The sequence below is a fragment of the Microcoleus vaginatus FACHB-2002 genome (assembly GCF_040004035.1).
Classification (GTDB): Bacteria; Cyanobacteriota; Cyanobacteriia; order Cyanobacteriales; family Microcoleaceae; genus Microcoleus; species Microcoleus vaginatus_C.
This window is the reverse complement of sequence record NZ_JAMPLN010000007.1, coordinates 21,533-34,789: the sequence shown is the minus strand read 5'-3', so window position 1 is coordinate 34,789 and position 13,257 is coordinate 21,533. Positions and strand designations below refer to the sequence as shown.

The 13,257-nt window shown below is 49.5% G+C and carries 10 protein-coding genes; 1 reads left to right on the top strand and 9 read right to left on the bottom strand.

The features are described 5' to 3' along the window. Positions 1–40: 40 nt before the first annotated feature. From NDI35_RS08320 to NDI35_RS08295, 6 genes are all read right to left on the bottom strand, one after another. On the bottom strand, positions 41–943 hold the full coding sequence (locus NDI35_RS08320; protein WP_445312318.1) for a helix-turn-helix domain-containing protein: 903 nt from the start codon (positions 941–943) through the stop codon (positions 41–43). A 57-nt stretch (positions 944–1,000) separates the two neighbouring features. After that, positions 1,001–4,096, bottom strand: coding sequence for a methyl-accepting chemotaxis protein (locus NDI35_RS08315; protein ID WP_445312317.1), 3,096 nt, complete (start codon positions 4,094–4,096; stop codon positions 1,001–1,003). A 147-nt stretch (positions 4,097–4,243) separates the two neighbouring features. Further along, on the bottom strand, positions 4,244–4,777 hold the full coding sequence (locus tag NDI35_RS08310) for a chemotaxis protein CheW (protein ID WP_190661936.1): 534 nt from the start codon (positions 4,775–4,777) through the stop codon (positions 4,244–4,246). 697 nt (positions 4,778–5,474) lie between these two features. Next, positions 5,475–6,713 carry a response regulator gene (locus NDI35_RS08305; protein WP_445312316.1) on the bottom strand — a complete coding sequence of 413 codons (1,239 nt, stop codon included), beginning with the start codon at positions 6,711–6,713 and terminating at the stop codon, positions 5,475–5,477. A 225-nt stretch (positions 6,714–6,938) separates the two neighbouring features. After that, complete coding sequence (locus NDI35_RS08300; RefSeq protein WP_445312315.1) at positions 6,939–7,160, bottom strand: hypothetical protein; 222 nt, start codon at positions 7,158–7,160, stop codon at positions 6,939–6,941. Next, positions 7,148–7,357 (bottom strand): hypothetical protein, encoded by a 210-nt coding sequence (locus NDI35_RS08295; RefSeq protein ID WP_445312314.1) that lies wholly within the window; start codon positions 7,355–7,357, stop codon positions 7,148–7,150. Before NDI35_RS08295 ends, NDI35_RS08300 begins: the two co-directional genes overlap by 13 nt. 987 nt (positions 7,358–8,344) lie before the next feature. On the opposite strand from NDI35_RS08295, the gene hmpF reads away from it, so the two are divergent. Continuing rightward, complete coding sequence (gene hmpF / locus NDI35_RS08290; protein WP_445312313.1) at positions 8,345–10,090, top strand: pilus motility taxis protein HmpF; 1,746 nt, start codon at positions 8,345–8,347, stop codon at positions 10,088–10,090. Here the strand turns inward: hmpF and tilS are convergent. The 3 genes from tilS to ccsB form a co-directional block, all read right to left on the bottom strand. Continuing rightward, the gene (gene tilS, locus NDI35_RS08285; protein ID WP_445312312.1) at positions 10,087–11,232 is read right to left on the bottom strand and encodes a tRNA lysidine(34) synthetase TilS; all 1,146 of its coding nucleotides are present in this window, start codon (positions 11,230–11,232) and stop codon (positions 10,087–10,089) included. The two genes, hmpF and tilS, sit on opposite strands and share 4 nt — an antisense overlap. Positions 11,233–11,359: 127 nt before the next feature. Beyond that, positions 11,360–11,785, bottom strand: a complete 426-nt coding sequence (locus tag NDI35_RS08280; protein WP_445312311.1) for a KGK domain-containing protein — start codon at positions 11,783–11,785, stop codon at positions 11,360–11,362. Positions 11,786–12,067: 282 nt separating this feature from the next. Further along, positions 12,068–13,138: a c-type cytochrome biogenesis protein CcsB gene (ccsB, locus tag NDI35_RS08275; protein ID WP_445312310.1), complete on the bottom strand. Its 1,071-nt coding sequence runs from the start codon at positions 13,136–13,138 to the stop codon at positions 12,068–12,070. Positions 13,139–13,257: the final 119 nt, after the last annotated feature.

The following is a 13,257-nucleotide window of genomic DNA, read 5'->3' as shown; positions in this document are numbered from 1 at the left end:
TGATTTTAAGCGTTATTGTATTGGGTCTATGTTAGTAGTTCTAGAGAAGGTCTCTGTATATCTCGCCCCTTGCCAAGAGAATAATCTGGCTACGAGATATGGCAAATGTCCTGGCTATTTTTGCTTTCGATATGCCCTCACTTAAAAGATAGCGAATCTGCTGCACTTGTTCGGCTTTGAGTTTGCGGTTAGGACATATCTTGCCTGGAACGAAAGGAAAGCGGTTTTTTTCTATAGCATCGCGGGAGTTATCGGCGGGGGTTCCTTCCCACAAATGGTCTGGATTGACACAACCGCGATCGTCGCAACTGTGGCACGCAAAATAACCGGGTTTGACAGGCCTTACCAGTTTGTGTTCCAGTACAAGTCTGTGAGCGTATAAACTTTTTGTTTTGCCATTAATTCTAGTAGCTTTAATGGCGTAACCATCACTTCTTTTAGCCAACGTACAAATCATGCAGCCGTTCGGCTGTATTTGGGCCCGAATACCGGGAATTATTTCTTGGCCTCGCAGTTGTTTTTGAGGTTTCGGGGCTGATGTACTTCCTACATCTTTAATTCGTCCTTTCTTAAACCTATCTTGAGAATTTTCCAGTCTAGAACCTTCCCATAAATGGTTGGGATTAATGCAGTTGCGGACATCGCAAGTGTGGCAAGCCAAGTATTCCGGTCTAATCGGACGCTCTAAGATATTTTCTAATACTAAACGGTGAACAGTCAGCGTTTTCCATTCACCGTTAATGCGAAGTCTTTTGTTGGCATAGCCCCTGCTGTTTTTGGTTAGGGTAGAGATAATACAGCCCGTCGGCTGTATTTCACCAAATATACCAGGAATAACCTCTACTATGTTGTCGTCCATCTGTGCAACTCCTACTTCCTTTAGGTGTTGGATTGGCATCCCCGCAGCGGTTTCAAGACTGCGAGGTTGCTTTTTGTCGGCCATTGTTGCCACACTAACGTGCTTGTAAATCAGCCAGCAAAAAAAGCATTAGACAATTGATTACTGCCTTTCTGCTGTTTCTACTCGGAATCTTTCCACCGATGTCAAAAGGTCGCGAGCAACGCCCACCAAATTTTGCAAAGCACCCGAAACTCGCTGCGCTTCTTGGGACGTTTCCTGAGCAGTTAATTCGACAGCTTGCATCACAGAAGCTACCGCGCGAGCTGTTTCGTTTTGCTCTACAGTGTCGGCAGTAATCGATCGCACTAACACGTCAATTCGGTTAGTTACTTGAATGATATCTTCAAGCGATCGCTTCGCCTGTTCTGCCAATTTTGTCCCCTCAATAACCTGCTGCGTCCCTTCTTCCATCGCCGTCATTACCGCGCCGGTTTCGCTTTGAATTTGCATCACGATCTGTTCGATTTCTTTCAAAGACTTAGCCGATCGGTCTGCCAATTGTCGCACCTCGTCTGCCACGATCGCAAAACCCCTGCCCGCTTCCCCAGCTCTCGCCGCCTCAATACTGGCGTTGAGGGCCAACAAATTCGTCCGGGAGGCGATCGTCGCAATTAAAGCCACAATCTTAGAAATTTCTTGAGAAGCTTCCGCCAGCCTCTTGACTTTTCTCGTGGTTTCTGCTACCGTTTCTCGAATTTCCAAAATCCCGGCCACCGTCCGCTCCACAGCCTCGCCCCCTTTCAGAGCCGTTGCCGCCGCGCCCCGGGCCACTTCTTCCGCCTCTCTAGCGCTTTCTGCGACCCGCTGAATCGCATCGGTGAGGACTTGCACCGAATTCAGCGTTGCCGCCAGTTCCTCAGCTTGCCGCAGCGCGTCGGAAGACAAATCGCCCGCAAACTTAGCACTATCTGTAGCGCCTTTGCTGACCTCCCGAGCCGCCTGCTTCACCTGATGGACAATTTCGCGCAGATTTTGAATTGTCAAGTTAAACGAGTCAGCAACCGCACCCAAAACGTCTGCGGTCACTTCTGCAGTCACCGTCAAGTCACCCCGGGCCGCTCCTTCCACGTCGTCTAGCAAGCGAATCACTTGGCGCTGCAAGTCTTCTTTTGCCTGTTCCTGCTCGTCAGACTTGCGCCTGGTATCGCTAATCGTGGTTTGGATGACCTTCGCCATGTGGTTGAATTTAGCAGCCATTTTGCCAAATTCGTCTTCCGAGTAAACGGTAGCGCGAGCATCCAAAGTTCCTTGAGATACGGCATCGAACTGAGCTTGCAAATTATCCGACGACTTGCGTACCTGCTTGGCGATCAACTGGCCGATGCCCCAAGAAGTTAAAAAGCTGGTAAAGCCTGCGGCTGCGGTCATTACCCAGCCTGTTTGGCGCAGGTAAACGATCGCCTCCGGTTTGTCTTGCCGCAGAGCTTGATAGGAGGCAATGTTCGTGACGAAAGCCACAGCTACCAGAGAAACCAGTCCCGCCCCGATTGCCGTGTACAACTGTTTTGTAAACAAAGGGGCATTTTCCAAGAAAGCCAGTCCCCCCTGTTCTACTGTTACCGAAGTATCGAGCGCTTCTGTTTCGGTGGGAGAAAAACTCGGCACAGACGCATCAGCCGGGCCGCTTATGCTAAATATTTCGTCATCCCGAATTGCTGAGCCATCGCTGTTGTCAAAGTCCAGGCTGCTGCCTGTCGTTCCCATCATGCCGCTGGTCGAGTTGCCGAAATTGGTGTTACCTCTAGTCAGGATCGAACTGGTGGCATCTTCTGAGATATCAAAGTCCGGCAAATTGCCCAAATCGTCAAACTCGTCAAATTCGTCTAAAAAGTCGCTGTGTTCTTGACCGTTCCCTGCTTTTGACGACCAGCCGCTATTGTTCTTGTCGGACGCCCCGAAAGCTGTCGCTTGTTCGTTTTCGTCGAAAGAGAAAGAATCGCTAAAAGCGTCGTCTTCAAAAGCATCTAACTCGAAGTTGTCTCTAGAGCTAAATGCCGGGGGTTCCGAGTCACTGTAACCGTTGCTGTTGGCGGAAGCTTGATCGACTGAATTAAATTGTCCCCGGCTCGACCTTTGACTTTGAGAGTTGGGGACAGCACCTCCCATCAACAGCGTTTCGTCTTCCGCCAGGGAATAGTTTGACGAGTAGTCCGACCCGTTATTCGGCTGTTTGTTTTGAGGTCGAGCAGACCCGAAACCCGACGAGGGCATCGCCTCGGCAAACGGGTCTTCCTCTTCGGCCAGAGGTGCGTTATGACCGTAATTTTGGCCGCTCTGGGGCGGGGATTGGTAGTCGTAGTCGGAGTTATCGTCGAATTCGTCTGGCAAATCGAGCCCAGCAAAAGGTTCGCCAAAATTGTCCGAGTGCCCGATGGGGGAGTCTAGTTGGTTCGAGTCGAAGGAATTCCCGGTTTCTGAAGAGGCAAAACTTTGACCGTTGAGCATCTGAGTCGGAGCTTCGGAAAACGAATCTCCTGAGTAAGGTGGGCTTTTCCCAGACGCTTTGCTGCTAGACACGTCAGCAGCATCAAACCCTCCATCATCTAAGGCAAAAGGGTCTCCAAATCCCGAGTCGGCAAACTCGTCTATGTCGTCTAGCGAGTCGGAGGTCTCAGCATAAGCTGCCATTCCGCCGCTGTCGCCACCAAACGGGTTAGAATGTGAGGTTAAATCTGGGACTAAGCCTCCGCCATCGTCGTCTTCTGCTTCCCAGCCCAAGCCACTCATGCCCAAGTCTGCCAAGTCCTCGTTTTCCATGTCGTCTGGGGATTGACTTGTATAGGAAAGGGAGGGTGAATTTCCTTGGAAAAGTCCCAAATCCGGGTCTTCTAACCCTTCATCAAGAGATAAGTCTGGGTAGAATTCTAATTCAGTTTCAGCAGACAAAGCCTCGAAATTTTCCGTTTGCAGCTCTCCAGATAAAAATTGGTCTGTGTAGGTAATTCCGTTGTGAGCGTGTTCCACCAAACTTGGGTCGTCACTCAGGCCTAGCACAACCGTGTACTGTTCCCGCGCCACCTCATACTGTTGCAGTCCGTAGCAGTAAATGTGTCCGCACAGCAGGCGAGCGCTGGGGTCTTCGGGAAAATCTTCTACTAATTGATAAACTAGGGCTGCGGCTTCGGAATAATTGCCATCCATGTAGGCCGCTTCTGCCCGTTGGTAGTCCTGCTGAAAGTTGGTACTTGTTGCCATTTGCCGCCCTCTTTGGATTTTAGATTTTAGATTTGAGATTTTTGATTTTTATCTTGAATAGAATGTTTAGATGCGCGCCTCAAGTCGTGTGACTGTTGATGGTTAGACCCCAATCGAAAATCGCAAATCGCAAATCTAAAATCGATTTCACGCTGCCCACCGCGCCGAGCGCAGAATTTTCACTTGATCTAGCAGTCGGAGCACTTTCTGAGCTTGTGCACCTAACATCCATTCTCCCCTCAGAAATGGAATCATGCCGTCTGGTGCATTGTTCTGAGAGTGCAGTTGCTCTACGTCGAGCCAGTCCATCCCCACAATTCGATCGACTGCCAGCCCCAAAATCGTGTCTTGGTCTTCCACAGCCACGATCGGGATTTCGGGTCTATCTGTGTTCAGAGGTGTTTGGTCTCCCAGAAATTGGCCGAGGTCTGCCACCCAAATCACTCGTCCTCTCATATTTAGCGTACCTAAAAGCAAAGAGGAAACGTTGGGGATCGGTGTCATGCGGTCTGGGGACGGGGAGAGTACCTCTCTAATCCCTGTCGCTGGCAGTGCGAACTCGTTCCCCGAAGGAACGTAGAACCGCAGGTGCAGCTCGCCTTCGGGAGTTTCTAGTTCTTGGAATTCCGGAGCCGGATCTACGCCTAGTCCTGGTAATATAAAGTCTGGGCTACCGCTAATCATAATTCTGACACCTGCATTTCTAGCAAATTGTTGAGGTTTCCCGCCAAGAATAACCCGATCCAACTTCGATGGTCGAAACTTGACACAGCCAAGCTTGACACAGCCAAGGGGTGAATGGCGCGACTGCCTGAGATCCTTGGCAATAAAATTTCTCCGTCAATAATTGACTGCCATCACTAAATTCGCGCGACCTTTGCTGGCACATTAGCTCAAATCGACTACGAACAATTAATTTGAAACCCCTAAAGCTTCACTTTGTACTCCCACCGCCGTCTCAATTGGTAAAACTCTGGGTAATTTCTGCGATAAATGCTAAACCGATACTCGGATTAGCGAGGAGTTGTTGACATGGCTGGTGTCGCGACAATCATAAACGGAGTCACTTAAGACTGACAATTGCACTCTCTGACTTTGTACAGAAATACCTAGCAATAAGTAGCTCTGTGCATCAGTTTTTCGGAGCGGCTGCAAGTGGAGAACAAGTATATTATATTTGCACTTTGAGCGTGTTAGACCCACTTGGGCCTAGAAATTGAACAGAGTTTTACCGACGCCCTTATGCCAGCGCGCGGATTAATACATTCTAGTTTATGGTGCGATCGCCAATAGTACCCCCAGCTTTCTCTTTGTGGCAGCCGAGACTCGATCTAACCGCAGGTACAAAAAAGCTCCCCTCATGGCATGGGTGCGAAATTTATTTTTCTTCTAAGTGGTCTTCTAGCGAGCGGTCTAATAATCTTTCCGAGAGATTGACCCGAGGGTAGCCCGGGCCCACATATTTTTCTACCAGCATCAATAACTCGCTTTCACCAAAAGGTTTCGTGTAAAAGTCTGTAGCTCCGGCCATGCGCGCTTTAACGCGATCGATAAATCCGTCTATGCCCGTCAGCATAACGATCGGCGTCTGCCGGAAAGCGCTAGAACTACGCAGCATAGCGCAAATTTCGTAGCCGTCGAGTTCCGGCATGGCGATGTCACACAGAATTAAATCGGGTTTGAGTGGAAACACCAAACTCAATGCTTGGAGGGGATTGCCGATCGTAGTAGCTTCGTAACCGTGTTCATTTAAAATTGACTCGACTGTTTTGCGAATAGTATTGTCGTCGTCAATACAGACAACTCTGGGAACCTTGGTTTCTGGGGACGACCATTCTTTTTTGTTGTTGGTGGGGGCAACAGAGGGTTCGTAAAATACTTGCACCAATCCCTGCTGCACAAAGGGGTAGATCGCCTTAGCGACAGTGAGCACGTCTCGGTTGAGGTAGCGCGCCATTTGGCGGATCGAAGTGTGCCCGTCGGCCCAGCGTCTGAGAGTATTAAAGGTATTGACAGGCAGCGCGACTCGCAGCTCGGAGGGGTCTGAAATCACCGGGCATTGGTTGGGCGACTGAATGTGAGGGTGAAACTGCTTCCACTGCTGCACCTGTTTGACAATCTTGGCCAGCAGCGAGCTAATTTCTAAGCTGGTCAGTTGAGGAGCCAAAGCTGGGCCCATTTCAAAAGTGAAGGAACCCTGGTGGAGACTGAGCAAGTCAAATAGGGTTTCGTGGATCATGCTCTGGATGATGTTGCGCCCTTGAGCTGGGGTGAGGATGTGGTTTTCTAGCAGAGCCCATAGGTAGCCGTATTCTGGGGCATTGGTAGATGCCATATAGGGAACTTGGATTTTGTCGAGGGCGGTATCTGCTTTGTAGCGGCGCAGGTAGTCGCGCAAGCGAAACAAACTGCCCGCACTCTGGGTAGCGTAAATAATCTGACCGTTGAAGCAGAAGACATACCAGGATTGTCCTGCAAGGGAGCGCGGGGTAGGTTGAGTACCCGTGCTGCTGCCGGTGGAGGTGTAGGCCTCTACGAACAGTTCTCCGGTTCGCTGACCTAACTCAATCAGTTGCAGGATGCTGCGGATGTCTATTTCACTCAAATTTCCCTGCATGCAGCTAAAGTATCCTCCTTAAAACCGTTGGCGTCTGAGCTCGGAAAGACTGTGTGCTGGCGAAAAGATTGACTTTAGTTGCCGTCAATAATTTACGCGCTGATGCCGATCTCACAATTGGGAATTGACGAAAGGGCGATACTTGCTGCCGCTCCTCGGCCGCGCTACCAGTCCACAAGCTGAAACCGCAAAACTCGCGGCATTCTCTAAGTGTAGAGTTTCACCTTAGTATTCCCACTGTTGCGTAAACTCGTAGAATCCACATCGCACGATGGCACGGGTTCTTCGAGTGTGCAACGCTGGCATTCCCGACTGGTTCAAGTCTTCGATAGCCAAAGTTTTGAAGTTTTTGGCTGAGTATGCCGTCCGTTTATCCAGCACATCTTGGCGTAGGTCAACTTCAAAATACCGAGGATTCTCTGGTTTTACCGCTGCTACCAGCAGCAAGTGCCGATCGAGCCCCGATGGGAACGTGAGGCTAGTCTGTTGGGTTGGATGAGTTGCGATCGAGGTTTTTTTGGGTTTGCCACAGCCCTAAAATCAGGTGCAGTCAAAATGAACCTTTGTTGGCAATTGTCAGGAAAACCCTCAGTGCCGATCGACCTTTTTGCTCGCCCGTGGCGAGCGTCATAGGCTCGCGTCATTACCTTATTCTAAGGCAGCGCGGTTCAAATCCCTAGTCCGCCGGAGCAAGGCGCACGCTTGGGGGCTGCAACGGCTTTTCTCACGATCGACCCATAACTAAAGCGTTGTAAAATCAATACAAACTTTTGGATCGAAGCGCCAGGGGCAAGCCCTGGGCTAACGACATGGGAGTTAGACCTGGGGATCAGTCGGTAGGGACTTTTAAGTCTCGTGAAACGATTGTGTTGCTAAAACCAGAGTGGTATAATTGGCAGAGAGCGATTCGCCAGAGTAAGAATAACTTTCAACCCATTGAAATATCCTAGACGGCGAGCAACCCCGGCAACGCACTAATCCGATTAATTCGGAATAGTGAAAGGGCAAATAATTGCAGCATAGGTCACGTTCAACCTTAAAAATAGGAAGGACTCAGCAAGTCTGCGCTCCGGGAGAAGTAAAGTTGTTTGAGTGAGTAGAGCCATATTTGAATGTCCCATTGTCGTCTAGAAGGTGGGCAAGAATCCCCCGGCTTTAGACGTGGGGAGGTTCAAAAACTGACCTTTTTCAGGTTTGGGCTATGGCAGTCTCCGCAGTGAGAGCTAGTCTTTAATCCCGCGGCATGGGTACTGCTCTCTCATTCCTCCAGACAACTGGCGGCAGCCTTACTTTCTGGAAGTTCTCCCGTGAGGACGTGCTATGCGTAAGTGCTGAAGAAAAGTTAGAAAAAAATGCTATCCCCCGATTGGGCAAACGATACCAAAAAGTAAGACTTAAGTGGCAAAAAGTTATCATTACTTGCCTATACTTGTTTACTTTAGGTAAGTTGACTAAAGATCACACGCAGTGTTATGTTTAGTCAAGAACCTTTGGCTTAAGGGGGATAGCCTACTTATGTTGGAATTAGCCGTCTACCCAACAGCGTAGGAAGTAAACACCACTTATCTTTTAGGCCTTTAAGTAACTTAAAGTAAGTTGGGATAGGTTTTACGAAGCAGAGGACTATTAGTGTGCTGTATCTAGCGGAAGTACAAAAACAGAGAAGCGGCTTTGGTCTCGGTGGCGGTAAGGCTGAACTGAAACTGCTAGCTTGTCAGCGGGGCGAACATAACTGGAGCGCCGTACCAGGCGATGACGCGATCCCAGTTGAGGAAGCTAATAAGTTTAACGACGGCACGCTGGTGCTGGTTGAGCTGAGCGCTAGCAAGCAAGTGCAGCGGATTCAGGAGGCGGCCCGCCAGTTGGTGAGCATTCTGCAAAATTTCTCGCGATTGCAGGACAAGTTTAAGGATAAGGAAGAGGAAATTGAACAGTGGAAGGCTTCTCTGACGTTTTCGAGTCAGGAACTCAATCGCCGGGAAATGGAAATGCAAGCCCGCGAAGAGCAGTTGGCTCAAATGGAAGAGGAGTTGGAGCGGCTGGAGGCTCAGCGCTCGGAAATTGAAAATACTAGAGATGAAGCTAACCGACTGCGAGAAGAAGTCGATCGCAGTCGTGTGGAAATTGAGACGGCTTGGGAACAGTTGCGGGGCGAGCAGCAACGGGTGGCCCAGCAGCAGTCTGAGGTTCCGCAGGGGGCAGTAGTTGACGAGCAGCAGACTCAGAGGATTCAGGAGTTGATGCAGAAGCTGGGAGGGGCAATTGCTTCGGCCCAAGGGGTGCGGGAACAACTGAATCAGTCTTTTGGTGCCGTGGGCGCTCAGCAGGCAATTCTGGATCAGCACTGGCAGCAGTTGGAGCAAAAACAAAGCATAGCTCAACAGCAACAAGAAGAGGTCGATCGACAAAACCAGAGCCTCCAAAACCGCTGGCAAGAGTGGTACCAATCTCAAGAAGCTTTGGCGCAAGCTCGAGCGGAGCTTAAAGGGCAGCAAAGTACCCTCAGCGCTAAGCAGGATCAGGCTCAGTCCGTGTCTTTGCAGGTGCGGGCTGTTGAGGAGCTCTACCAGCAAGTTTCCAGGCTCGCATCTGCTTCGGGTGCTGCAGGTACGGAGCCGAAAGTAGATGTGTCAGCTTTGGAGAAGATGCCTGTTGATGAGTTACAGGGGCTGGTGCAACACCTGCAACAGGATTTGGAAAAGGTGTTCCGGTTTGTTAACGATCAAGAGGAGGAGTTGACTCTGCAGCGGGAGACAATCGAGGAGCTGCAAGGGAAAATTCAAGCTGCTAGCGAGTACGATCGCATGGCTTTGGAAAATGAAATGGCAGATGAACTCGAAAGTTACCAGATGTTAAACGAAACTCTGGTGGGACAGCGGCTCCGGTTGCAGGAACGGGAAGATGTTTTAAAGCAGCATCAGGCGGTGCTGTGGCGGCGGCTGGGTACTGCTAATGCTCCCAAACAAGAGCGAGGAGATATTGATTTGGGGCCGATTGTCGCACAGCTCAATACTCAGCGGCAGCAGCAAAGCCAAGAATTGCAAAGACTGGAAAACGAAATTCAGCAGGTGCGGGAAGCCGTATCCCAAATTGAGGCAAATGTCAACCGCCAAAATGGGGAAAGTGAGGCGAAACGCTACGAACTCAAGCAGTTAGAGCAGAATTTGTTCAACCAGAAAGGTGCAGTGGCGCAACTCTGGGGCAGGGTGAATGTTTATCAAGAAATGTTGCAGCCGGTGCAGGACAATTTGACTGCGCTACGCCAAAAGCTCGAAGCGGTGGCGGGGGAACTCGATCGGGTGCAGGAGACGGGAGACGAGCAAGATCGGGTAGTTTCCGAGTTGCGGCAAGTGCTTTCGGGTTTGATAACAGCTTAAAATTTAATATCTAAAATTATCGAAGGGTGTTCGACTCGACCGATCGCTCCTCCAGGAAATGGATCGGTTTGCGATCGGTTGGGCGCTACGATTAAGCTGGTTAGTTTTTCTACACTTTCAAAACTCGGCGCCGAGGGCAATATTTGTTGCAGTAGTTGCCGCATTGCCCGTCGCTGCAATGCCAGGGGTGCTTCCCGCAAAATCGGGCGATTTAACTTGACGGGAAGTTGAAAATTCACCTGCGGGCTGTCTGCAATTGGAGACATTGCTCGCTGTAGCAAGTCGCTGGCTGCAAGTTCCAGATATTCTACGTCGGCGCGGAGGAGTTCGGCTGTTTGAGCTAGGGCTTGCTGGGCTTTTGGGTTGAAATGAGTTTCCACATAAGGCAATAATTCCGATCGAATGCGGTTGCGACTATATTGCAAGTCTTGATTTGTGGAATCTTCCCAAATTGGTAGTTTTTGCTCTTGACAAAATTGACCTGTTTGCGATCGAGTTATTTCGAGCAAGGGACGAACTAAATAGATTTTAGATTTGAGATTTTGGATTTGAGATTGGGAATTTTCCTCCTGATTTCCCAATCTCAAATCGGCAGATATTGGGGAGTTGGGATTTTCGCCCGAATTCCCCAATCTAAAATCGGCAATCGGCAATCGAAAATCGAGCAGGGGTCGTGTCCAGGTGAGGGCAGAAAGTCCGTCGGCGCCACTGCCGCGAATCAGGTTGTAGAGGAGAGTTTCGGCGCGATCGCTGGCTGTGTGGCCTGTAACAATGTAGGGGTAGTTGTGGGCGATCGCAATTTCGGTTAAAGCTTGATATCGCCACTGTCTGGCCGCTGCTTCTGTTTTGGGGATGTCCGAAGCTGTTTCCAAATAGTAGGATATTCCCCAGCTTTTAGCTAATTGTTCTACATGATTGGCCGAGGCTTGCGAGTCAGAACGCCAACGATGATCGCAGTGAACAATCGCTAGATCCCACCCCCATTTTGGCTGCAAATCTAGCAGTAATTTAACTAAACACAGAGAATCTTGTCCGCCGGATACTGCTACTAGCAAGCGCTGATTAGATGGCAATATTTGTCTGTACAGCAGCGTCCTGTGAACTTGAGCGTGCAGGTGCGTCCAATTGGAAGATTCAGCCATGAGAGCAGTTTTTCATTAAGCAAAAATAAGGAAGTTAGACAACGAGCCGTGTACGGAATTTAACCGATGGATTTTGAGCAAAGAAGGGGAAGCATCCCCCTCTCCCAATCTCTCAGTCTTTGCCTTCCTAGCTCCACATTCCTATACTTTGGGGGTCGCGGTCTGGATACCTAGAAATAGGAAAATTATTACTTATGTCTGTTGAGTCACATTGATTGAATGGCTCATCTATATCGGTTTGATTTGAGCTATCTACGGCGTAGTTTTGCACGGTGTCTGATCTTTCGGCCGCGGCAGGGAGGGCTTTTTGTTCTTTGATTTCAGATTCAAGCGGAATGAACTCCAGACGCATTCTAAGTTTTCCTTTTGTCCAGTCTTTGCCAGCACTTAATAGCTCGCAATCCAGACCGTCTGAAAATAATTTTTCGTCTACCAATTTCGCCTGCATAATTGCCATAAATTCGCTGACTTTGAATGTACATTGATACATCAAAGCGCTCGTAGGGGCAGACACAACATCGTCTTCTTGGGGAAATATTTTCGATTCGTCCATATTAATTGTCCTTATTTTAATGAAGGAAGGAAGTTCGGCAACGGATTTTGTAACGGATGCAACGGATGTAAAGACAGAGGTCAGGAAGACCGAAGTTAGAAGAAGGAAGAAGGCCCTTCGACTTTGCGATGGGTAAAAAAAGGGAAGAAGAAAGAGGGAGTTAATTATTAGAATCTCGCTGGTTGAGTAAGGTGGGAATTGCCCACCCTACAACCGGAGATGATATTAATCCCGATTCTTTGACTTATCCTGTTCTTCTGTGGCCCATTGGTGGATCGGGAATTAGAAAAACCAACCGTAGGAATGCAAACCTTTGCCTAACAGATTAACGCCTAGATAGCAAATCCAAACTACCACAAAACCTGTGGCGGCTAAAATTGCTGGGCGTCTTCCCTGCCAGCCACGAGTAATGCGGGCGTGCAGGTAGGCAGCAAATACCAACCAAGTAATTAGCGCCCAAGTTTCTTTCGGGTCCCAACTCCAGTATGATCCCCAAGCTTCGTTAGCCCAAACCGCACCGGCAATAATGCCAACTGTCAGTAAGGGGAATCCTAAACCGATGATGCGATAGCTAATGTTATCAAGAGTTTCTGCTAGATTCAATCGCTGGGGCGAGAGAAGTTCTGCGGTTTGAGTTGGGGCGGTTGATGGGGTTTGAACGGTGGCTAATTCGAGCACTGCGGTGGTGCCCAAACCGTTATTGTTGGAGTTGAAAGAGGGTTCGCTGAAAGCTAATGCGCTGTCGGCGCTGGTTTCTGCAATTTGAGGTTCGGGGTTTTGAGGGCGTTGGAGGCGGTAGTTGCCGTTGCGGTTGCTGTTGGTGCCGAAGGAACTACCGGTAAGTTCGATTTTTTGGCCGCGGGTGACGATTAAAAAGGCGATCGCCAGTAGCGCTCCTACCATTAAAGTTGAGTAACTGAGCATCATGACGCTAACGTGCATCATCAGCCAGTTGGATTTGAGGGCGGGTACTAGGGGCTCTGCAGATTGCATGGTGGTGGGCAGAGTCAGGGCTGCAAAGGCGGATATTGCCATTGCTACGGGGGATGTGGCTACTCCTACTAAGCGGGAACGGCTCATATTTTCCGCGACTAGGTGGATGGCAGTGATTCCCCAAACTAGGAAAAATAGGGATTCGTAGAGATTGCTTAAGGGGAAGTAGCCGGCTTCTATCCATCGAGAACCGAGTAAAGCGGCGATGGATAGGTTGGCGACGGCCATTCCTGCGGTGCCTAGGGCTGACAGGTAGGGAATGCCGGGGAATGCTGCGCCAACCCAGTAAATGAGCATTGTTGAGAACAAAATGGCAAAGGAGATGTTGTCCAGCCAGTTCTGGAGTACGACCAGATCCATAAAAATTACTCCGGTAGTGTTTTTACTTATTTTTGCTAACTAGATCGATCGTACTGGGGTTGGGCAGTTTTGGGTTTGGGATTTTGAATTTTTGTGGCAATTATGAGTGGTTGGCGGTT

Excerpts from the sequence above, each read along its gene's own strand:
- NDI35_RS08320 (WP_445312318.1), bottom strand. The coding sequence starts at position 943 with ATGGCCGACAAAAAGCAACCTCGCAGTCTTGAAACCGCTGCGGGGATG.
- NDI35_RS08315 (WP_445312317.1), bottom strand. The coding sequence starts at position 4,096 with ATGGCAACAAGTACCAACTTTCAGCAGGACTACCAACGGGCAGAAGCG.
- NDI35_RS08305 (WP_445312316.1), bottom strand. The coding sequence starts at position 6,713 with ATGCAGGGAAATTTGAGTGAAATAGACATCCGCAGCATCCTGCAACTG.
- NDI35_RS08295 (WP_445312314.1), bottom strand. The coding sequence starts at position 7,357 with ATGACGCGAGCCTATGACGCTCGCCACGGGCGAGCAAAAAGGTCGATC.
- tilS (WP_445312312.1), bottom strand. The coding sequence starts at position 11,232 with ATGGCTGAATCTTCCAATTGGACGCACCTGCACGCTCAAGTTCACAGG.
- NDI35_RS08280 (WP_445312311.1), bottom strand. The coding sequence starts at position 11,785 with ATGGACGAATCGAAAATATTTCCCCAAGAAGACGATGTTGTGTCTGCC.
- ccsB (WP_445312310.1), bottom strand. The coding sequence starts at position 13,138 with ATGGATCTGGTCGTACTCCAGAACTGGCTGGACAACATCTCCTTTGCC.